The organism is Actinoallomurus acanthiterrae, assembly GCF_054775715.1.
This window is the reverse complement of record NZ_BAAHCO010000001.1, coordinates 12,182,219-12,202,934: the sequence shown is the minus strand read 5'-3', so window position 1 is coordinate 12,202,934 and position 20,716 is coordinate 12,182,219. Positions and strand designations below refer to the sequence as shown.

At 71.2% G+C, this 20,716-nt stretch carries 17 protein-coding genes and 1 pseudogene; 10 read left to right on the top strand and 8 right to left on the bottom strand.

Going from position 1 to position 20,716, the window contains the following annotated elements; genetic code table 11:
• Nucleotides 1-3: 3 nt before the first annotated feature.
• Complete coding sequence (locus ACYVF7_RS57485) at nt 4-573, bottom strand: TetR/AcrR family transcriptional regulator (protein WP_460356905.1); 570 nt, start codon at nt 571-573, stop codon at nt 4-6.
• An 81-nt stretch (nt 574-654) separates the two neighbouring features.
• Between ACYVF7_RS57485 and ACYVF7_RS57480 the strand changes: the two genes are divergently transcribed.
• A complete protein-coding gene (locus ACYVF7_RS57480; protein ID WP_460356902.1) occupies nt 655-1,068 on the top strand; it encodes an organic hydroperoxide resistance protein in 414 nt (137 codons plus the stop codon).
• Between the two features lie 21 nt (nt 1,069-1,089).
• On the opposite strand, the gene ACYVF7_RS57475 is transcribed toward ACYVF7_RS57480, so the two are convergent.
• The 3 genes from ACYVF7_RS57475 to ACYVF7_RS57465 all read right to left on the bottom strand — a co-directional run bounded on the left by ACYVF7_RS57475 (nt 1,090) and on the right by ACYVF7_RS57465 (nt 2,757).
• Nucleotides 1,090-1,371: a hypothetical protein gene (locus tag ACYVF7_RS57475; RefSeq protein WP_460356899.1), complete on the bottom strand. Its 282-nt coding sequence runs from the start codon at nt 1,369-1,371 to the stop codon at nt 1,090-1,092.
• A gap of 115 nt (nt 1,372-1,486) precedes the next feature.
• Nucleotides 1,487-2,221, bottom strand: a complete 735-nt coding sequence (locus ACYVF7_RS57470; protein ID WP_460356898.1) for a hypothetical protein — start codon at nt 2,219-2,221, stop codon at nt 1,487-1,489.
• A complete protein-coding gene (locus ACYVF7_RS57465; protein WP_460356897.1) occupies nt 2,218-2,757 on the bottom strand; it encodes a SigE family RNA polymerase sigma factor in 540 nt (179 codons plus the stop codon). Before ACYVF7_RS57465 ends, ACYVF7_RS57470 begins: the two co-directional genes overlap by 4 nt.
• Before the next feature lie 150 nt (nt 2,758-2,907).
• Between ACYVF7_RS57465 and ACYVF7_RS57460 the strand changes: the two genes are divergently transcribed.
• A complete protein-coding gene (locus tag ACYVF7_RS57460; protein ID WP_460356895.1) occupies nt 2,908-4,296 on the top strand; it encodes a hypothetical protein in 1,389 nt (462 codons plus the stop codon).
• Nucleotides 4,297-4,364: 68 nt separating this feature from the next.
• Here the strand turns inward: ACYVF7_RS57460 and ACYVF7_RS57455 are convergent, their stop codons facing one another.
• From ACYVF7_RS57455 to ACYVF7_RS57440, 4 genes are all read right to left on the bottom strand, one after another.
• Nucleotides 4,365-4,805 carry a peptidase inhibitor family I36 protein gene (locus ACYVF7_RS57455; protein ID WP_460356894.1) on the bottom strand — a complete coding sequence of 147 codons (441 nt, stop codon included), beginning with the start codon at nt 4,803-4,805 and terminating at the stop codon, nt 4,365-4,367.
• A 114-nt stretch (nt 4,806-4,919) separates the two neighbouring features.
• Nucleotides 4,920-6,935 carry a beta-galactosidase gene (locus ACYVF7_RS57450; RefSeq protein WP_460356891.1) on the bottom strand — a complete coding sequence of 672 codons (2,016 nt, stop codon included), beginning with the start codon at nt 6,933-6,935 and terminating at the stop codon, nt 4,920-4,922.
• Entirely contained in the window at nt 6,929-9,349 is a 2,421-nt protein-coding gene (locus tag ACYVF7_RS57445; RefSeq protein WP_460356889.1) for a beta-xylosidase/alpha-l-arabinosidase, read from the bottom strand. The genes ACYVF7_RS57450 and ACYVF7_RS57445 overlap by 7 nt, the downstream gene beginning before the upstream one ends.
• A gap of 176 nt (nt 9,350-9,525) precedes the next feature.
• Nucleotides 9,526-10,545, bottom strand: a complete 1,020-nt coding sequence (locus tag ACYVF7_RS57440; protein WP_460356887.1) for a LacI family DNA-binding transcriptional regulator — start codon at nt 10,543-10,545, stop codon at nt 9,526-9,528.
• A 263-nt stretch (nt 10,546-10,808) separates the two neighbouring features.
• Here ACYVF7_RS57440 and ACYVF7_RS57435 point away from each other — a divergent pair, with 263 nt between their 5' ends.
• The 8 genes and pseudogenes from ACYVF7_RS57435 to ACYVF7_RS57400 all read left to right on the top strand — a co-directional run bounded on the left by ACYVF7_RS57435 (nt 10,809) and on the right by ACYVF7_RS57400 (nt 20,674).
• Nucleotides 10,809-11,042, top strand: coding sequence for a twin-arginine translocation signal domain-containing protein (locus ACYVF7_RS57435; protein ID WP_460356884.1), 234 nt, complete (start codon nt 10,809-10,811; stop codon nt 11,040-11,042).
• The gene (locus tag ACYVF7_RS57430) at nt 10,967-12,160 is read left to right on the top strand and encodes an ABC transporter substrate-binding protein (RefSeq protein ID WP_460358607.1); all 1,194 of its coding nucleotides are present in this window, start codon (nt 10,967-10,969) and stop codon (nt 12,158-12,160) included. Before ACYVF7_RS57435 ends, ACYVF7_RS57430 begins: the two co-directional genes overlap by 76 nt.
• Nucleotides 12,157-13,065, top strand: coding sequence for a carbohydrate ABC transporter permease (locus ACYVF7_RS57425; RefSeq protein ID WP_460356883.1), 909 nt, complete (start codon nt 12,157-12,159; stop codon nt 13,063-13,065). Before ACYVF7_RS57430 ends, ACYVF7_RS57425 begins: the two co-directional genes overlap by 4 nt.
• Nucleotides 13,066-13,096: 31 nt before the next feature.
• Nucleotides 13,097-15,364 (top strand): ABC transporter permease subunit, encoded by a 2,268-nt coding sequence (locus ACYVF7_RS57420; protein WP_460356882.1) that lies wholly within the window; start codon nt 13,097-13,099, stop codon nt 15,362-15,364.
• Nucleotides 15,361-17,303 (top strand): annotated as a pseudogene (locus tag ACYVF7_RS57415) (DUF6807 family protein). The gene ACYVF7_RS57420 and the pseudogene ACYVF7_RS57415 overlap by 4 nt, the downstream one beginning before the upstream one ends.
• Nucleotides 17,300-17,995, top strand: coding sequence for a cupin domain-containing protein (locus ACYVF7_RS57410; RefSeq protein ID WP_460356880.1), 696 nt, complete (start codon nt 17,300-17,302; stop codon nt 17,993-17,995). The pseudogene ACYVF7_RS57415 and the gene ACYVF7_RS57410 overlap by 4 nt, the downstream one beginning before the upstream one ends.
• 176 nt (nt 17,996-18,171) lie before the next feature.
• Nucleotides 18,172-19,200 (top strand): lytic polysaccharide monooxygenase auxiliary activity family 9 protein, encoded by a 1,029-nt coding sequence (locus tag ACYVF7_RS57405; protein WP_460356878.1) that lies wholly within the window; start codon nt 18,172-18,174, stop codon nt 19,198-19,200.
• Between the two features lie 85 nt (nt 19,201-19,285).
• Nucleotides 19,286-20,674, top strand: coding sequence for an endo-1,4-beta-xylanase (locus tag ACYVF7_RS57400; RefSeq protein ID WP_460356876.1), 1,389 nt, complete (start codon nt 19,286-19,288; stop codon nt 20,672-20,674).
• The last annotated feature ends 42 nt before the right edge of the window (nt 20,675-20,716 follow it).

Here is a 20,716-nt window from a genome sequence, read left to right as displayed (position 1 = left end):
GTGTCAGGTGCCGATGAGGCGGCTGACGGCGGAGCGTACGGCCGGACCGGCGGTGGCGGGGTCGTCGAGGTCGCCGGCGACGGCGAGGCCGTCGCGGAGCGCGAGGAGCATCAGCGCGGTGCGCTCCGCGTCCGGGTGGCCGGCGGTGACGAGCAGGTCCTTCAGTGTGTCACGGAACCATCGGCGGAAGTCGTCGACCACGCGGCGTACGGGATGTTCGGGGTCGGGGTACTCCGCCGCCGCGTTGATGAACGCGCAGCCCCGGAAGCCCGGCTTGCAGGTGATCTCGCCGATGGCGTCGAAGACGGACACGATCCGCTCTTCGGGAGTGGCGCCCTGCGGTGTCACGTGCCGCCGGACGAGGTCGACCTGCTCTTCCAGGTAGGCGCGGACGAGGTCGTCCTTTGCCGGGAAGTGGTGGTAGAAGGTCGCCTTCGCCACGCCCGCCTCGGCGATGATCCGGTCGATGCCGACCGCGTGGATGCCCTCGGCGTAGAACAGCGCGAGCGCGGTGTCGAGGACGCGGCGCCGGGCAGGGCTCTCGCGCCGCGAGGCGGTGGTCGTCGGAGCCATGCGTTGACATTACCAGACAGGTCTGTCTAATCTAGGCTTCAACAAAGACAGACAGGTCTGTCTGGACAAGGAGTACGGGACATGAGCACGCTCTACACCGCCATCGCCACCGCGTCCGGCCGGGACGGCCGCGCGGTCAGCTCCGACAAGAAGCTCGACGTCACCCTGGCCCGCCCGGTCGAGCTGGGCGGTGACGGGGAGGGCACCAACCCGGAGCAGCTGTTCGCCGCGGGCTACTCCGCGTGCTTCGCGAGCGCGCTGAACCTCGTCGCGGCGAACAAGAAGGTCGACCTCTCCGACGCCGCCGTCACCGCCGAGGTCGGGCTCGGGCCGAACGGCAAGGGCGGCTTCGCCCTCTCGGTCACGCTGCGCGTCGAGCTGCCCGACGGCATTCCCGCCGAGACCGGCCGTGAGCTCGTCGAGGCCGCGCACCAGGTGTGCCCCTACTCCAACGCCACCCGCGGCAACATCCCGGTGGAGCTCGTCGTCGAGTAGGGCGCTCGATGCGTCATCCGGTCAGGAGTGGTCGGCGGGCTCGTCGCGGCGAAGGAAGCCGCGTATCCGCTTCGCCGCGCCGGCCACGTCGCCGACCGGGTGACGCATCTCGGCGTTCCGCCAGTCGAAGTAGTTGCCCGACTCGCTGACGAAGATGTACAGCGGCACGCCCGGTACGTCCGTCGTGACGGCCAGGCCGGGCAGCGACCGTCTCAGGTCCGACTCCAGTCCCAGCCGGGCCAGTTCCTTACTCAGTCTCTCGAGTAGCTCGATCTCCTCCTCGTGAGCGATCGCGTGTCGCACCGCCGCACCCCTTCCGCCTCGGACGGCCCGGAAGCCGGCCCGTCACCTGGCTGTACGCGGGAAGGGGACAGAAAGTTCATCGGTTCTGGCCGACCTTTTTCACCGGTTCGGTCGATCAGAACCCGCCGTCGACGGTGGTCGCCCGCCCATCGGAGGCCGTCACCGTGTACCGATCGCCGTGCGCGTCGTGCCCGTGCGGCGAGCGGGCGTACTGGGCGGCGAACACGTGCGGGCCGGGCGGCACCGACCGGCCGGGCCGCAGCACCCACCGGTAGACGAGGGCTCCCCGCTCGTCGCCGACCGTGACGACGAAGTCGTCGCCCGGCAGCGTCGACCACGAACCCGTCGCCCGTACTCCCTCGGTGCGCGTCACCCGCACGGTGACCTGCAGCTTCGTGAGCGGGCGGTCGCCGGTGACGGTCACGTCCTCCTGCGCCCAGTACGGATTGCTGCCCGGGTCGAGCCGCGCGGCGACCGTCACCGGTTTCGCCCGCCGGGACGTCGGCGGAGGCGAGCTGGTCGCCCGCGCCGTGGACGGCGTCCGGACGATGCGGGCCGTGGGCGAGACGGTCGGCGACGGGGACGGCCGCTCCGTCTGCATGGAACGGTGCCCGGCCGGAACGGCCGACGTGTCCGGCCCGCCGGGAGGCCAGGTCACCACCGTCACCGCCACCGCGGCGACGCCGGCTGCGGCCATCGCGGTCGCGGCGATCGTGCGGAACCGGGCCCGGCGGACCCGGTGCGGCCTGGTCGCGGCGTCCACGCGCGCCCACATGCGGGCGCGGTCCGGCTCGTGCGCGTCCGCCTCCTCACGCAGCGCCGAACGCAGCCAGCCGGGAGGCTCGGTCATCGCAGCTCCCCCGCTCGCCCGGCCGGGTGGGCCGGCGGCGACCGCCACGCACCCAGGGCCTTCTCCAACTCCGCCACCCCCCGAGACGTCTGACTCTTGACCGTGCCGACCGAGACGCCCAGCACGCGGGCGGTCTCCTGCTCCGACAGGTCGAAGGCGTACCGCAGGACCACGCACGCGCGTTTGCGCATCGGGAGGCGCCGCAACGCCGCCCGTACGTCGAGGACGGCGGGGATGTCCGGATCGTCGGAACGATCGCGGAACATCGCCCCGAGCAGTCCGGTACGCGCGCGCTCCCGGACCAGCGTACGGACCCGGCTGGCGGCGAGGTTGACCACGATGCGGCGAACGTAGGCGAGCGGCTGGTCGGCCTTGCGGACCCGGCCCCATCGATTCCATGCCGCGACGAACGCGTCGGCGGTCAGGTCGTCGGCGGCGTCGGTGTCGCCGGTGAGCAGAAAGGCGAGGCGTGACAGCTCGCGGTGGTGGGCTTCGAAGAACTCGTGGAACTCTGCTGCGTCGTCCTCGGACTTCACGGCGCGCTCCCGGATACCTCGGCGGAGGTCCGCTCGTCGGCCTCGGCCGCGCCGAGATTAGCAGTGTTAATGAGCTTTTTTCGTAACACGGCAACCTTTGGCCTCTCCTGCGGCGACTACGCCTCGGACCGATGAACCGAAGGGACCACGGTGAAGAAGCTCCTCCTCATTCCCGGCGTACTCGTGGCCGGTGGCCTGCTGTACGCCATCCCGTCGCTCGGGCACGGATCCGTCGCCACGCCGCGGTCGGCCGACAGCCGCGCGGGAACGGAGGCGGCGGCGGACGGAGCCGCCGCGCAGGCGGCGCTGCCCGGCCTGACCACGACGAAGGTCACCCTCGCGGCCGGCCTGCCCTACCTCACGCCCGGATACAACGGGACCCCCACGTACTCGCGGGTCGCGACCGCCGTCGCTCCGGACGGCACCTTCCGCGTCGCCTGGACGGACGGCAAGTCCGTGCACGTCACGTCGCTGACCAAGGGCCTGAAGCGGTCGGGCGCCGACACCGTCGTCCCGAACGCCGCCGAGGTCGGCGGACTGGTCGCGCACAACGGCGGGTTCGCGCTGCTCACCCGCCGCCCAGACACGAACAAGTGGCACGAGACCGCCGCGTACCTGGTCCGCTACCAGGGCAAGAAGCAGAGGTTCGCGGCCAAGCTGACCGGCGCGAGCAGCCATGACACCTCCCCCACCCTGGGGAGCGCGCTGGCCTGGAACGGTACCAAGTACGGCGCGTACTTCATCGTGCACGGCGCGGGCGGCTTCGCCGACGGGCACTTCGGGGACAAGCTCGCCTACGTGACGAGCGCCGGGAAGCGGGCGTCGGGCGGCTGGTCCTGGGGGTGCAGCCACAACGAGGGCATCGCGCTGCTGCCGGAGAAGACCGGGCCGTTCGCGTCGCTGTGCTTCGAGGACTGGCGGTCCGGGCTGTTCGTGAGCACCGGCATCGGCGCGCCGAACAACGCTCCCGTCCTCCAGCGCGAGCAGTGCTGGGCGGGCTACTGCGGCGGCGGGTTCGGCGGCTTCGTACGGTCGTCGGCCGGCCGGTACGCCGCGGTGTTCTCCTCGCGCGGCGCCGCCTCGGCCAAGCCCTCCGGCGACGGCCGCGGCTACACCGTCAAGGCCAAGTGGGCGACGCACCAGGTGGCGATCCACTTCCTCAAGAACAAGTCCACGCCCACCGGCAAGACCGTCTACCTCACCGCGGACCCGAAGACCGACCACGTCAACGTGCACGCCGCCCCGTACGGGCCGAACCGGATCCTCGTGAGCTGGCAGAGCGTCGCGAACGCCTCCTGCAAAGCCGGCACCTGCACGGGCCGGTTCACCGGCACACACCTGCGGCTGGCCGACTACTCCGGCAACTGGGTGAGCAAGGACACGGTCGTCAAGGCGCAGCTCGCCGGCGACATCGCCGTCCTGCCGAACCACGACCTGGTCTGGGCGTTCGTCAACGCCGCCCCGAACTACGCGTCCCCGCTCGGCAGGTCCCCGAAGTCCCGCACGCTGACCGTCGCCCGCCTCCGCCACACCGGCTGATCCCTCACGCGTGACGTGGGCCCCGGGCGGCCGTGCCGCCCGGGGCCCAGTGGAGCAGGCGCCGGGCCTCAGCCCACGAGCCAGGCCACCGCGTCGACGGTGTCGTTGGTCTCGGGGGGTTCTTCCAGGCTCTGGCCGGGCCGCAGATGACGTGTGGTCCTGCGGTCCAGATCGATCAGCACGGCGAGGTCGCGCGTGTTGTTGACCCAGGATGAGACGTTGTTCGCCGCGGTGGTACCGCCGACCCCGGCGGCCATGGGCAACTGCCTCAGGTTGATATGGAAACCGGCACCGATGCCGTAAGCCGGGCCCTGGCGGCCGTAATCGCGGTACAGACACAGCATGGCAGGCGGACAGGTCGCGCCGTCGTGCAACTGGACCACGCCAGGTGGCACGCTCGCGGCCTGCGCAGCCGCGTCGACCGAGTTGACCGCCGTGGTGACGGCGCCGATCGCGGCGAGGGCGAACGCGCCGGTCAGTAGGCGTCCGATAGGGCTGATGAGGTGCATCGACGGGGCCCTCCTTGGTGTGCGGATGCGTGCTCCTCATCAATCTTTCACTCTGAGTATCCGACTAACCGCTGTCAGTGATTGATCGGGGATGTCGGTGCGGTCACAGTCCGGCTACCTCGCCGGGGAGCAGACCGCGACCCCCTGGGGGCCCAATCGCATCTCACCCTCGTGCCTCGTGCCGGTGAGCAGGTCGACGCGGGGGCCGGGAAGGGCGACGGTGACCGCCTCATCCGTGTGGTTGAGCAGGAACAGGTGGTCGCCCCGGCGTACCGCCTCGACACCGTCGGGCACGTCGGCGACGGGGCGCACTCCGGCCGTGGACGCGGCGTCGAGGAGCAGGGCGCGCAGCCGCGCGTCGTCGAGCCGGGTGCCGATGTACGTCGCCGTGCCCCGGCCGTGCGCGTGGCGGGTGACGGCCGGGCTCCGCCCGAACAATCCGTCCGCGAAGACGGCGAGCACCTCGGCGCCCTCGGCGCGCATGACGTCCTGCCACTCCGCGGCCGTGCTCGCCGACCCGTCGGACCAGCTCAGCGTCAGGGTCTCGTCGACCTGCAGCGGGTTGAACTCCTCGATCCGCACGCCCAAGAGGTCCTGGAAGGCGTTCGGGCGGCGGATGTGGTCGTCCTCGTCGACGACGCCGCTGAAGTACGACATGACGAGGTGGCCGCCGTCCTCGACGAAGCGGGTGAGGTTCGCCGCCGCGGCGTCCGTCACCGCGTAGAGGTTCGGCACGACGACGAGCCGGTGGCCGGACAGGTCGGCGTCGGGCGCGACCATGTCGACGGGGATGTTCGCGCGCCACAGCGGCAGGTAGTGCGCGAGCGCCTGGTCGTGGAAGGCCACGTCCGTGGAGGGGCGGCCGCGCAGCTCCAGCGCCCACCAACTCGGCCAGTCCCAGACCATGGCGACGCCGGTGTCGACCCGCGAGCCGGCGACGGGCGCGAGGTCGCGCAGCTCCGCCCCCAGCGCGCGGACCTCCCGCCAGACGCGCGAGTCGGTCCCGGCGTGGGGGACCATCGCGGAGAAGAACTTCTCGGCCCCGAACCGCGACGCCCGCCACTGGAAGAACATCACCGAGTCCGACCCCCGGGCCACCGCCTGGTGCGACCGCAGCCGTAGCTGCCCCGGCGGGCGCGCCGAGTTGCGGCGGCGGGAGTTCATCGGCCCGGTCGACGACTCCATCAGGACGAACGGCCGCCCGCCGCGCAGCGACCGCATCAGGTCGAAGTTCAGCGCGGCTCTGACCTGGCCGATCGGGTCGCGGGCGTCGGGGTAGGCGTCGAGCGCCACGACGTCCTCCTCGGCCGCCCACTTCCAGTAGTCGAGCAGTTTGTAGGAGGCCATGAAGTTGGTCGTGACCGGGACGTCCGGGGTGTGGCGCCGCAGGATGTCGCGTTCGGCGGTGAAGCACTCCAGCGACGCGTCGCCGTTGAACCGCCGGAAGTCCACCACCTGCGACGGGTTGGGATCCCCGAGCACCGGGCCGGGCGGGTTGATCTCGTCCCACGAGCCGTACCGCTGGCCCCAGAACGCCGTGCCCCACGCGTCGTTCAGCGCGTCGAGGTCGCCGTACCGGCCGGCGAGCCAGCGGCGGAAGTGCGCGGCCGACACCGGGCAGTGGCAGCCGTCGACCCCCGGGTACTCGTTGCCCACGTGCCACAACGCAAGCGCCGGGTGCTCGGCGTAGCGGGCGGCGAGCCGTTCGACCAGGGCGGCCGCGCCGGCGCGGTAGACCGGTGAGGAGGCGCAGTAGTGCTGGCGCGCGCCGAACGTCAGCCGGCTCCCGTCCTCCAGCATGGGCAGCACCTGCGGATGCGCGGCGATCATCCAGGCGGGCGGCGCGGCCGTCGGCGTGGCCAGGTCCACCGCGATGGCGTTCTCCGCGAGGAGGTCCAGGACCCGGTCCAGCCAGTCGAAGGTGTACCGGCCCGGCTCGGGCTCCAGCGCGGACCAGGAGAAGACCCCGACGGTGACGAGGTTGACCCCGGCCTCGCGCATGAGCGCGACGTCCTCGGCCCAGGTCTTCTCGGGCCACTGCTCGGGGTTGTAGTCGCCGCCGTACGCGAGTCCGCCGAGGCGTTCCCGCAGCGCGTCGATTCTCGGCCCCGGCCTCCCGTCGCTCAGCACGCGGTCACCTCTACCGGGACGGTCAGGACGCGGTCCGTCCCGAGCACGCGCACCGGGCCGGTCAGGGTGAAGGACCCGTTCAGCGGCAGGTCCCCGCTGGACGCGCCGACCGCCACGTTGATCCGCCCGGGTTCGACGACGCGCCGCAGGTCGGCGCCGGTGAACCCGGTCCGGTCGGCGTGCACGGTGAACGTCACGCGAGCGGCCTCGCCCGGCTCGAGCCGTACCCGCGCCCAGCCGGCGAGCCACCGCACCGGCCGTACGACCGAGGCGACCGGGTCGCCCAGGTACAGCTGCACCACTTCGGTGCCGGGGCGGTCGCCGGTGTTGCGCACCATGGCGGTGACGCGGACGGTCCCGTCCGTCGGCGCCGAGGGATCCACCTCGAGGGTCTCGTACGAGAAGCGGGTCCAGGTCAGGCCGTGCCCGAAGGGGAACAGCGGAGTCGGGTCGATCGAGCTCCAGCGGGAGGGCCCGCCGGTCCGCGAGTGCAGGTATGTCGTCGGCTGGCCGCCCGGGCCGCGCGGCACGCTGACCGGCAGCCGTCCCGAGGGCTCGACGCGGCCCGACAGCACGCCGGCAACGGCGGGGCCGCCCTCCTCGCCGGGGAAGAACGCCTGCACGATCGCGGCGGCCCGGTCGACGATGTCGCCGAGGGCGTACGGGCGGCCGGAGAGCATCACGATCACTGTGGGTGTGCCCGTGGCGAGCACCGCGTCGGCGAGCTCCGCCTGTCGTCCGGGCAGGGCGAGGGTCTCGGCGTCGCAGCCCTCGCCCGAGGTGCCCCGGCCGAACAGGTCCGCGCGGTCGCCGAGCGCGAGTACGCAGACCTCCGCCCGGCGGGCTGCGGCGACGGCGGCGGCGATGTCCGCGTCGTCGGCGACCTCGACGCCGTGGCCGGCCGCCAGGTCGATCTCCGCTTCCGGAAGCTCGGCGCGGAGCGCGTCGGCGACGGTCGGGATGTCGACGCCGAGCGGCATGTCGGGGAACTGGCCGGTCATGTGGTTGGGGAAGGAGTAGCAGCCGAGCATGGCCCGGGGCTCGTCGGCGAGCGGGCCGGTCACCGCGATCCGGCGGGCCCGCAGCGGCAGAACGCCGTCGTTGGCGAGCAGCACGACGGCCTGCTCGGCGATCCGCCGCGCGAGCCGCCGGTGCCCGGGCGGGTCGAAGTCGAACGGATCACGGTCACCATCGAGCGACTCCGCTGGTGGTGGCGCGTCGACCTCGCCGTCGAGCAGGCCGAGGTCGCACTTGAGCGTGAGGACGCGGGACACCGAGCGGTCCAGGTGTTCGACGGGGATCGCGCCGCTCCGCACCATCTCGACCAGGGGCGCGCCGTAGCAGCGGACCGTGGGCAGTTCGACGTCGACGCCGGCCCGCAGGGCGAGGGCGGCGGCCTCGTCGAGGGAGCCGGCGACGCCGTGCTCGTCCTCCAGGAACGAGATCCCGAAGTAGTCGGACACGACGATGCCCGTGAAGCCGAGCTCCTCGCGGAGCACGCCGGTCAGCAGCCGCTCGTCGGCGTGGGCCGGGATTCCGTCGACGTCGGCGTAGGACTGCATGACCGAGCGCGCCCCGCCCTCGCGGAGCGCGAGCACGAAGGGTTCGAGGACGACGTCGGCGAGCTCACGGGGGCCCAGCGCGGCGGGCGCGTGGTTGCGACCCGCTCGCGAGGAGGCGTACCCGGCGAAGTGCTTCAGCGTCGCCACGATGCCGGAACGTTCCAACCCGCGTACGTATGCGGCGCCGACGAGACCGACGAGATGAGGGTCCTCCCCGATCGTCTCCTCGGTGCGGCCCCACCGGGGGTCGCGCGTCACGTCGAGGACGGGGGCGAGACCCTGGTGGACGCCCACCCGCCGCATGCTGCCGCCGATGGCGGCGGCCATCTCCTCCACCAGGCCGGGGTCGAACGTCGCCCCCCAGGCCAGCGGCGACGGGAAGACCGTCGCCGAGAAGGCCATGAACCCGGTCAGGCACTCCTCATGGGCGATTGCCGGAATGCCGAACCGGTTGCCGGCGGCGACCCGGGCCTGGAGCTCCCGCAGCCGTGCCGCGCCCTCCGCGGGGGGCACCGGCGCCGTGCCGAAGACGCGAGTGAGCTGGCCGAGTCCGGCCGTGATGACCTCCTCGAGGGCGGGCGGCTCGCCGAAGTCGTCCGGGAGCGGGGCCACCTCCTCTCCGGGGCGGGCGGACATGGTCCAGTAGCCGACGAGCTGGGCGGCCTTCTCCTCGACGGTCATCCGGCCGAGTAGGTCGGCGACGCGCTCGGCGGCCGGCCGCCGGGGATCGCGCCAGGGCTCGGTCGGGTGGGCGGTGTCGCGGACGGCCTCGGTTCCCTCACGGGCGGCGCGCGTCTCGGCGACTTCTCCTGTGGCGCGTGACTCCGCTTGTGCGCCTCGCGTGTCGGCCATATGTCGTGGGGCTCCCGTCTGCCGATCGAAGGTCGTGTGGACCGGGCGTGTCCCGTGGGCCTCGCGCTCCCACCGCATCGAGGCCCACGGGCACGCGTTCAGGGGGGTGTGCGGTGGGTCTTGTTCGTAGCGGGCTCTGGACGCCGCGCAGTCGGACGTGGATCCACCGGACACCCCTAGGCGCCGGGTGGCGGCGCGGTGGAGAGGCGGACGCGCAGCTCGGTGGCGAGCTCCACGCGGGGACTGACCAGTGGCTCGCCGTCGAGCTGCTGGAAGATGCTCCGTGCCGCTGTCCGCCCCATCTCCTCCAGCGGCTGGCGGACCGTCGTCAGAGGTGGGGAGAGCCACTGGCACAGCGGAAGGTCGTCGAACCCGACGACGCTGAGGTCGTCCGGTACGCGCAGGTCCGCCTGCCGGGCCGCCTCGTAGGCGCCCATGGCCTGCTCGTCGTTGCCGGCGAAGACAGCGGTCGGCGGGTCCTCCAGCGTGAGCAGGTCGCGCGTCGCGCGGAAGGCTCCCTCGTGCTGGAAGCCGCCGTACCGGATCAGCCGCCGGTCGACCTCGATCCCGGCGCGCTCCAGCGCGGTGCGGTAGCCGTCGATCCGCGCCTGGGTGCAGAGCATGTCCGGGGGACCGCCGATCACCGCGATCCGCCGGTGCCCGAGTGAGATCAGGTGCTCGGTCGCCGCCCGGCCGCCCGCCCAGTCGGTCGTGCCGACGCTCGCCAGGCCGGGGCCCGGCGGCTCGATCGGGTCGATGACGACAAGGCCTACTCCGGCGCTTTCGAGCTGTTCGCGCTGGTCCGCGGTCAGGCGGCAGGACACCATGATCACTCCGTCGCTGCCGTGCAGACCGATGAGGGAGGTCCAGCTCGACGGCCGGGCGTCATCGCCGCGGACGAGGGAGACGACGGTGCCGACGCCGCGCTCGGCGCACTCCGCCTCGACGCCCCGCAGGATCTCCACGGCCCAGGGGCTGTCCAGCCCGCCGATGACGACGTCGATGAGGCCGGACCGGCGCGCCCGCCGCCCGCCCGGGGCAAGGTAGTTGTGGGCCTTCAGCAGGTCGGTGATCCGCTCTCGGGTCGCCGGCGCGACGTCGGTGCGGCCGTTGAGGACCTTGGACACCGTCGCCGGGGAGACGCCCGCCTCGGACGCGATGAAGGCGAGCGTGGGACGGGCGGTCGTGCCGCTCACTCGGCTGCCCATCGTCCGGCTTGACGTCTCACGTGCACTCCTTCGCCGCTCGGCCGGTGTGAACGGTATCGCAAACTTTCGAAGGTGCCTAGCCCCATTTAGCTCGGTAAATACTGACCTCAGAAAGATGTCCGCGAAGGGTTGACCGCTGTGAAGCGCTTTCTTAAGGTACGGCAGCAACCGGTTTATCGACATTTTTTCGAAACAGTAGCGACACGCCGTCGCAACGCCCGTCACTGCCGTACCCCACGCAAGGAGGACCGATGGGCGACACACCGCTCTCGCGCCGCACCTTCCTCTCGGCCGCCGGAGTCGCCGGAGTCGCCGGGATCGCCGGGCCTGCGGCCCCCTTCTCAGCGCCTGCGGAACGTCCGGGCCCTCCGGGGGCAAGGGAGGCGGCAAGACCCTCCAGGTCTGGGTCCTGCAGGACGCGGGGCAGAACCCCATCCAGCAAGCGGCGCTCGACGACTTCGACAAGTCCTCGAAGACCAGGCTGAAGCTGGTGCCCATCGCCACCTCCGGCGGCGCGGACTACACCGACAAGCTCCGCATCGGCATGGGCTCGCCGAACCCGCCGGACCTGCTCTTCAACTGGGGTACCGGCAGCATCCAGGACTACGCCCAGAGCGGCCGGCTCGTCGACCTCAGCTCGCAGCTCGCCAGCGACCCGACCTGGAAGAGCTCCTTCCTGCCGTCGGTGCTCGACGCCGGGAAGGCGGCCGGGAAGTACTACGGCATCCCGCTGCGCGGCATGCAGCCCGTGCTGCTCTTCTACAACAAGACGCTGTTCGCGCAGCACGGCCAGCAGCCCCCGGCGACCTACGACGACCTGCTCAAGCTCGTCACGTACTTCGACTCGAACAAGATCCAGCCGTTCGCGCTCGGCCACGTCGACGCGTGGCCCAACCTGATGTGGCTGGAGTACCTCGTCGACCGCATCGGCGGGCCGACGGTGTTCCAGGGCATCCTCCAGAACGTCCTCGCCGGCAAACCCGGTGGCTGGGGGCAGCCGGCGATGCTCGACGCCCTGCGGCGGATCCAGGACCTGGTCGACCGGCGCGCGTTCGGCACCAACTTCGCGTCGGTCAACTACGTCAACGACGGCGCCGGGCTGCTGTTCGCCAAGGGCAAGGCCGCGATGCACCTGATGGGCACCTGGGAGATGTCCAATCAGGTCGACAAGCACCCGGACTTCGCCAAGAAGGACCTGAACTTCGCGCCGTTCCCCACGGTGGCCGGAGGCAAGGGCGACCCCAACAGCGTCGTCGGCAACCCCACCAACTACTTCTCGATCAGCAGCAAGTCGGCGGACATCGCCGCCGCCACCGCCTTCCTCAAGAAGGAGATGGCCAACCCGATGTACGTCGACAAGCTGATCAAGGCGGGTGACGTTCCGGCTGTCAGCGGCCTGGAGTCGCGGCTGTCCGCCTCGCCGAATCCGGAGTTCGCCAAGTACGTCTACCAGATGGTGCAGAAGGCGCCGAGCTTCACGCTGTCCTGGGACCAGGCGCTGCCGCACGCGTTCACCGACCCGCTGCACACCGGCCTGCAGAAGGTCTTCCTCAAGAAGATGACGCCCGAGCAGTTCGTGCAGTCCCTGGACGCGGTCAAGTGACCGCGGCACGCGCCGTCGCGGGTACGGACCGGGCGGCGCGGCCGGGTGTGGTGTGGATCGTCCCTGCCGCGCTGTTCTTCGGAGTGTTCGCCGGGGTGCCGCTGCTCCTGACCGCCGTCCTGTCCTTCACCCAGTGGAACGGCCTCGGCGCACCCAAGTTCAACGGCCTGGCCAACTGGCACCGCGTGGTGTCAGACGACGCGGTCTGGGAGTCCCTGCGGGTCAGCCTGGTCTTCATGGTGCTGTGCTGGCTGGTGCAGACCCCGCTGTCCCTGCTGCTCGGCGTATGGGCGGCGGGCCGGGAGCTCAACCGCGCTGTGCTGTCGTCGATCTTCTTCCTACCGCTGCTGATGTCGACCGCCGCGGTCGCCATCACCTGGCGAGTGCTGCTCGATCCGAACTTCGGGCTCGCCGCGACGATCGGGCCCTACATCGGCTTCCCGGACGGGAACATCGTGGGCAGCCAGCGCGGGGCGGTGGCGGCCATCGTCGTCGTCATCGCCTGGCAGTTCGTGCCGTTCCACACCCTGCTGTACCAGGGCGCGGCGCGGCAGATCCCGCAGATGCTGTACGACGCGGCGCTCATCGACGGCGCGGGCCGGGTGAAGCAGTTCTGGCACATCACGCTGCCGCAGCTGCGGCACACGATCGTCACGTCGTCGGTGCTGATGCTGGTCGGGTCGCTGACCTACTTCGAGACCATCCTGATCGTCACCAACGGCGGGCCGGGCACCGCGACGATGGTCCTGCCACAGCGCATGTACCTCAGCGGCTTCCAGAGCTTCCAGATGGGGTACGCGAGCGTGATCGCGCTGGTCCTGGCCGCGCTGGGCACGGCACTGTCGCTGCTCATCGTCCGCTTCTCCGGCTTCGGGAAGATGCGCAGCACGCTGGAGGGGATCTGACGCCATGGCGGTACTCCGGCAAGAGAGGCCCGTGCCGGTCGCGTCCGGCCGGCACCGAGGCCGTACGCGGCGGCGCCTGCGGCGGCCGAACTGGGCGGCCGGGGCGGCGGCCCTGGTGTGGCTCGCCTTCGTGGGCGTGCCGATCTACATCATGGTCAAGGACAGCTTCCAACCGAATGACGCCTACCTCGACGGCGGCCCGCTGTCCCCGCCGCACAGCCTGACCCTCGGCAACTTCGGCGAGGTCTTCGACAGCGGATACGCCCGCTATCTGGTCAACACGGCGGTCGTCACGGTGGCGAGCGTCGTGCTGACCGTGCTGCTCGCCTTCCCCGCCGCATACGCGATCGTGCGGTCACACAGCCGGATCGTCTCCGCGACCTTCCGGATCTTCCTGACCGGCCTGGCCGTCCCCGCGCAGGCCACGATCATCCCCGTCTACCTGCTGATCACCCGGATGCACCTGTACGACTCGCCGACCGCGATCATCCTGCCGACCGTGGCGTTCGGGCTGCCGCTCAGCGTGCTGGTGCTGTCGTCGGCGCTGCGCGACGTGCCCCGCGAGCTGTACGAGGCGATGACCATCGACGGGGGTGGGGCGCTCCGGCTGATGTGGAGTCTCGCACTGCCGCTCAGCCGGGCGTCCCTCACCACCATCTCGGTCTACAGCGCGCTCAACGCCTGGAACGGCTTCCTGTTCCCCCTCATCCTCACCCAGTCCCCCGAGCAGCGCGTCCAGACGCTGGGCCTGTTCAACTTCCAGAACGAGTTCGGCTCCAAGGTGCCCGACCTGATGGCCGCCGTGACGCTGTCGGCCCTCCCGATCTTCGTCGTCTACCTGTTCGCGCGTCGTTGGCTCATCGCCGGCCTGGCCGCGTGGGCGGAAAGTAGCTCTTCCCTCATGCGCAGATCGCTTGCCCTCGCCCTCACCGTGGCGACCGCGTGCTCCCTCGCCCTCCCGGCGAGCGCCCAGGCCGCGCCGCCCGGCCGCGTGGACTTCCGCACGAAGCTGCAGCCGATCGACGGGTTCGGATTCTCCGAGGCGTTCCAGCGGGCCGCCGTCATCCACGGGCTGCAGGGGCTCTCCGCGCCCAAGCAGAAGGAGGTCGTGGACCTGCTGTTCGGCCGGAAGACCGGCGCGGGCGCCTCCATCCTGCGGCTCGGCATCGGCTCGTCCGCCGACAACGTGTACGACCACATGCACTCGATCGAGCCCGCCGACCCGGGCGGCCCGGACGCGCCGCCGAAGTACGTCTGGGACGGTGACGACGGCGGCCAGGTCTGGCTCGCCCAGCAGGCGCGGCCGTACGGGGTGAAGCGGTTCTACGCGGACGCCTGGAGCGCTCCCGGCTTCATGAAGGACAACGGCACCGACGCGAACGGCGGCACCCTCTGCGGCCTCCAGGGAACGAACTGCGCGAGCGGCGACTGGCGGAAGGCGTACGCGAAGTACCTGGTCCAGTACGCGAGGTTCTACCGGAAGGAAGGCGTCAGGCTCACCGACCTGGGCTTCACCAACGAGCCGGACATCACCGTCTCGTACGCCTCGATGCGGTTCACGCCCGCGCAGGCCGTGGAGTTCGTCAAGGTCCTAGGCCCCCTTGCGAAGAAGGCCGGGGTGAACCTGTCCTGCTGTGACCACACCGGCTGGGACGGCCAGAAGGAGTACACCAAGGCCATCGAGGCTGACCCGCAGGCCGCCAAGTGGGTCACGACCATCACCGGCCACGCCTACTCCAGCCCGGTGACCTCACCGCAGCCGACCCGGAAGCACACCTGGCTGTCGGAGTGGGGTCCGGGCGGCAGCACCTGGAACGAGAACTGGGACGACGGCAGCGAGTACTCCGGCTTCGCGATCGCGGAGAACATCCACCGGACCATGACGGACGGCGACGCCGGCGCGTACGTCTACTGGCTCGCCGCCTCCGTCGGGGCGACCCGCGCACTGATCCAGCTCGACGGCGACGCGTACCACGTGTCCAAGCGCTTCTGGGCGTTCGCGGCGTACAGCCGGTTCATCCGCCCGGGCGCGACCCGGGTGGCCGTCACCGCGTCCGACCCGGCGCTGCAGATCTCGGCCTACCGCAACGCCGACGGCACGAAGGTCGTCGAGATCCTCAACACCGGCACCGCCAAGACCACCACGGACCTGAGGCTCGACGCGGGCGCCGGACGCGCCCGGGCGTACCTCACCGACCAGGACCACTCCGTGACGCCCGTGGCCGCCGCGCGCGTCCACGGCCACGACCTGTCGGTGGACCTCGCCCCCCGCTCGCTGACCACGGTCGTCCTCAAGTGATCCGGGCCGCGATCGTCGGCACCGGAGGGATCGCGGGCATCTGTCACGTCCCCGCGCTGCGGTCGGAGGCGCACCGCGCCGAGATCGTCGCCGCCGTCGACATCGATCCCGTCCGCGTGAAGGACTTCTGCGCCGAGCACGGCATCCCCGCCGCCTACACCGACCTGGCGGAGATGCTCGCCGCGACGAGCCCCGACCTCGTGCACGTCTGCACGCCACCGCACCTGCACGCGGCGCAGGTCGCGGCCTGCCTGCGGGCGGGCGCGTGGGTGCTGTGCGAGAAGCCGCCGTGCCTCTCGCTCGCCGAGTACGACGCGATGGCCGCCGCCGAGCGGGACGGCGGCCCGTACGCGGCCGTCGTCTACCAGCACCGGTTCGGCTCCGGCGCCCGTCACCTGCGCCGCCTCATCGCCGAGGGCGAGCTGGGCCGGCCGCTCGTCGCGGTGTGCTTGACCACCTGGTACCGCGACCACGCGTACTTCGACGTGCCGTGGCGCGGCCGGTGGGACACTGAGGGCGGCGGGCCGACCATGGGCCATGGCATCCACCAGATGGACCTGCTGCTGGCCACGCTCGGCGACTGGGCCGAGGTGCGCGCCATGGCCGGACGGCTCGACCGGGACATCGACACCGAGGACGTGTCCCTGGCGTCGGTCCGGTTCGAGAACGGCGCGCTGGCGTCGATCGTCAACAGTGTGCTGTCACCGCGCGAGGAGAGCCGGCTGCGGTTCGACCTCACCGAGGCGACCGTCGAACTGTCGCACCTGTACGGCTATGAGAACGCGGACTGGACCTACACCCCGGCGCCGCACGTCACCGACGAGGCGCGGATCGCCGCCTGGCGGACGCCCGAGGCCGATGTCCCGAGCTCGCACGCCGCGCTCCTCGCCGACCTGCTCGACGCGTACGAGCGCGGCGAACGCCCGGAGACCAGCGGCGCGGGCGGCCGGGCAGACCCTGGAGCTCATCGCCGCGCTCTACAAGTCGGCGCTCACCGGCCGTCCCGTACGCCGGGGCGAGATCGACGAGACGGACCCCTTCTACCAGGAGATGAACCCCGGGATGGACCTGTGAGGCTCGAGCACATCGGCAACCACACCCTGGCCGTGCACGAGCGGGGCGTGGAGCTCTTCCAGTACGTCTACCGGCCGGACATGCCGCCCTTCGAGGGGCCGAAGCCGTACCTGCACCCGGTCCGCACGCTCGCCGGGGACGTCGTCACCGCGTACCGGCCGCACGACCACCGCTGGCACAAGGGCGTCCAGATGACCGTGTCGCACCTGTCCGGCGAGAACTTCTGGGGCGGCGGCAGCTACGTCCGCGACCAGGGCTACGTCGACCTGCCGAACATCGGCGTCATGCGGCACGAGGAGTTCACCGAGGCCGACGGCGGGCGGATCGCGGAACGGCTGACCTGGCACACCCAGGCGGGCGAGCACTGGGTGTACGAGCTGCGCGAGCTCACCGTCCGCGACGTCGAGGACGACTCGTGGGCGCTGGAGTTCGCCACCGAGCTGACCAACGTACGGGAGGAGGCGCTCGTCTTCGGCAGCCCCACGACGAACGGCCGTCCCGCCGCCGGGTACAGCGGCCTGTTCTGGCGCGGCCCGCGCGCCTTCACCGACGGGGAGATCATCGCCGCGGAGGGCCGGGGCGGCCCGGAGATGATGGGCGGCCCGCGGCCTGGCTCGCGTACGTCGGCCGGCACGACGAGGTCGACCGCGCCTCCACGCTGATGTTCTTCGACGATGCCGAGTACGGCAGCGACTGGTTCGTCCGGAACACGCCGTTCCCGGCGGTCAACCCGTCGCTCGCGTTCGCCGAGGAGTTCGCGCTGCCGCCGGGCGAGACGCTGCGCGTGCGGTACCGGATCGTCGTCGCCGACGGCGCGTGGGACCGTGGCCGCCTGGACGCCTACGCGAAGGACCACCCGTGGTGAGCCCGCTGCCCGGCGCCGTCGGGGTCTCCGGCCTGCGCGTGTACGACTGGCCGACCGCCGACGGGCTGTGCGGTGGTTCCCCGCACGTCCACCTGACGTGCGCGGAGGCGTACGTCGTGGTGGCGGGCGAGGGCAGCGTGCAGACGCTGACCAGCACGGGGTTCGCCGAGACCCCGCTGCGGCCGGGGACGGTCGCCTGGTTCACGCCCGGGACGATCCACCGGCTCGTCAACGGCGACGGCGGGCTGCACATCGTCGTCATCATGCAGAACAGCGGCCTGCCCGAGGCCGGCGACGCGGTGTTCACCTTCCCGCCGGAGATCCTCGCCGACCCGGAGGCGTACGGGTCGGCCGCCGCGCTGCGTCCCGATCGGGAGGCCACGGCGCGACACCGCCGCGACCTGGCCCTGGACGGCTTCGCGGTGTTGCGCGAGCGGCTGTCCGGCGGCGATCCGGCGGCGCTGCACGACTTCTACCGCTCCGCCGTACGGCTCAAGGAGGGATTGTTCGGCGAGTGGGAGGAGCGCTGGCGGGCCGGCGCGCTGGCCGAGGCCGAGCGGACCGGCGAGCACCTGAGCCGCCTCCGGGACGGCGACATCGGCCACCTCACGGACGCGGCCGTCCACCGGCTGGAGCCGCCGCCCGAGCGCGCCTTCGGCATGTGCGGCCGCCTCGACACGTACGTGCTCTGACCTTTCATCTGCTTTCACCGGGCAGCGAGCGAACCCGCAGGTCGCGTCGCCGCCCGCACCGCCGTCGTTGACCCCTCCGAGATCGCGAACCGATCCTGAGGAGGCGCTCCCACCGCGCCGAACTCCCGCGGACATCCGTGCCCGGATCCGCGGGCGGATCGAAGGGAAACGGTGTCGTGAGAAAGCGACGGAAAAGCGCGCTCGCCGCGGCCCTAGGAATGGTGTCCATCCTGGTCATGAGCGTGTTCACGGGGCCCTCGGCGTGGGCCCACGGGGCGTTCATGCAGCCGGGCGCCCGTACGTTCCTGTGCTGGAAGGACGGCCTCACGTCGACCGGGGAGATCAAACCGAAGAACCCGGCGTGTGCGGCCGCCGTCGCCCAGAGCGGGGCCAACTCCCTCTACAACTGGTTCGCCGTGCTGCGCTCCGACGGCGCCGGCCGTACGCGCGGGTTCGTCCCCGACGGGCAGCTGTGCAGCGGCGGCAACACCAACTACTCCGGGTTCGACCTGCCGAACGCCAACTGGCCGGTCACCCACCTGACCAGCGGTGCGAACTTCGACTTCCGCTACAACAAGTGGGCGGCGCACCCGGGCTGGTTCTACCTGTACGTCACGAAGGACGGCTGGGACCCGACCAAGCCGCTCACCTGGGACGAGATCGAGACCGACCCGTTCCTCGTGGCCGACCACCCGGCGGACACCGGGCCGACCGGCAGCGTCGACGGCTACTACTACTGGTCGGGCAAGCTGCCCGCGAACAAGACCGGACGCCACATCATCTACTCCGTCTGGAAGCGCTCGGACAGCAACGAGACGTTCTACGGCTGCTCCGACGTGGTCTTCGACGGCGGCAACGGTGAGGTGACCGGCGTCGGCGACACCAGCGGCGGTGGCGGCGGCACGACCGTGCCGTGCACGGCGACGTTCAAGACGGTCAGCAGCTGGTCCGGCGGCTTCCAGGCCGAGGTGACGGTGAGCAACCCCGGCACCAGCACGCTGAACGGTTGGACGGTGAGCTGGATCGTGCCGAGCGGCCAGACCATCAACAGCCTGTGGAACGGCACGCTCACCATGAGCGGTGACCTCGCGACCGTACGGAACGTGGACTACAACCGCAATGTCGCGGTCGGCGCGTCGACCACGTTCGGGCTGGTCGCGAACGGGACGGCGAGCACACCCACCCTCACCTGTACGAGCCCCTAGGACGGTTTGCCGCGGCGCGGGGGACATCGACCGTGATCTCCCCCGCGCCGCGTCATGAGCACCTGCACATGAGGAGGAATCCACCATGCCGTCGCCACTCCGGCCGAGACTCGTGGCCGTCCTGGCGCTGTCGCTCGGCGTGTTCCTGGCCGTCACCGCGCTGGCGGTGCGGCCGGCGTCCGCCGCGTCCACACTGAACCAGCTCGCCCAGGCACAGGGCAGGTACTTCGGCTCGGCGACCGACAACCCCGAGCTGTCCGACACCCCGTACACCGAGATCCTCGGCAGCAGTGAGTTCGGCGCGATCACGCCCGGCAACTCGATGAAGTGGGACGCCACCGAGCCGTCGCAGGGGCAGTTCAGCTTCGCGGGCGGCGACGCGGTGGTGAACTTCGCCAAGGCGCACAACCAGATCGTCCGCGGGCACACGCTGCTGTGGCACAACCAACTGCCGGGCTGGCTCACCAGCGGCAACTGGACGGCCGCACAGCTCACCTCGATCCTGCAGAACCACATCGCCAACGTCGCCGGCCACTACAAGGGCCAGGTCTACTCCTGGGACGTGGTCAACGAGCCGTTCAACGACGACGGCACCTACCGGTCGGACCTCTGGTACGACACGCTCGGCACCGGCTACATCGCCACCGCGCTGAAGGCCGCCCGCGCCGCCGACCCGAACGCCAAGCTCTACATCAACGACTACAACATCGATGGGGCCGGCGCGAAGAGCGACGCGATGTACAACCTGGTCAAGTCGCTGAAGGCGCAGGGCGTGCCGATCGACGGCGTCGGCTTCCAGGGACACCTCGCGATCCAGTACGGCTTCCCCACCGACATGCCCGGCAACCTCCAGCGGTTCGCCGACCTCGGCCTCGACGTCGCCATCACCGAACTGGACGTCCGCATGGTGCTGCCCGCGGACGCGACCAAGGTCGCCACGCAGGCGCAGTACTACACCGAGGTCGTCAAGGCGTGCCTCACGGTGCCCCGCTGCGTCGGCATCACGATCTGGGACTACACCGACAAGTACTCCTGGATCCCCGGTGTCTTCAGCGGCCAGGGCTCGGCCCTGCCCTGGGACGACAACCTCAACAAGAAACCGGACGTGTACGGCGCCATCTACAACGCGCTCGGCGGCTCCGGCGGCGGTGGCGGCGGGGGGTCGACCGGTTGCAAGGTGGCCTACTCGGCGAACGACTGGGGTACGGGCTTCACCGCCACCGTCACCATCACCAACGGAAGCTCGGCCATCAGCGGCTGGACGCTGAAGTACTCCTACGCCGGGAACCAGACGCTCAGCCAGGGCTGGAACGGCACCTGGTCGCAGTCCGGCAAGGACGTCACGGTCACCAACGCGAGCTGGAACGGCACCCTCGCCGCCGGCGCGTCCACCTCGGTCGGCGCCAACTTCTCCTACACCGGTACGAACACGGCACCGACCGCCTTCACACTGAACGGCACCGCCTGCACCTGAGACCGGCCCGGTGGGGCCCGGGCCAGTGATCCTGCGGAGTCT

Bases quoted from the DNA above. Each gene is read 5' to 3' on its own strand.
- ACYVF7_RS57485 (WP_460356905.1), bottom strand. From the start codon at position 573: ATGGCTCCGACGACCACCGCCTCGCGGCGCGAGAGCCCTGCCCGGCGC.
- ACYVF7_RS57480 (WP_460356902.1), top strand. From the start codon at position 655: ATGAGCACGCTCTACACCGCCATCGCCACCGCGTCCGGCCGGGACGGC.
- ACYVF7_RS57470 (WP_460356898.1), bottom strand. From the start codon at position 2,221: ATGACCGAGCCTCCCGGCTGGCTGCGTTCGGCGCTGCGTGAGGAGGCG.
- ACYVF7_RS57455 (WP_460356894.1), bottom strand. From the start codon at position 4,805: ATGCACCTCATCAGCCCTATCGGACGCCTACTGACCGGCGCGTTCGCC.
- ACYVF7_RS57445 (WP_460356889.1), bottom strand. From the start codon at position 9,349: ATGGCCGACACGCGAGGCGCACAAGCGGAGTCACGCGCCACAGGAGAA.
- ACYVF7_RS57435 (WP_460356884.1), top strand. From the start codon at position 10,809: ATGGGCGACACACCGCTCTCGCGCCGCACCTTCCTCTCGGCCGCCGGA.
- ACYVF7_RS57400 (WP_460356876.1), top strand. From the start codon at position 19,286: ATGCCGTCGCCACTCCGGCCGAGACTCGTGGCCGTCCTGGCGCTGTCG.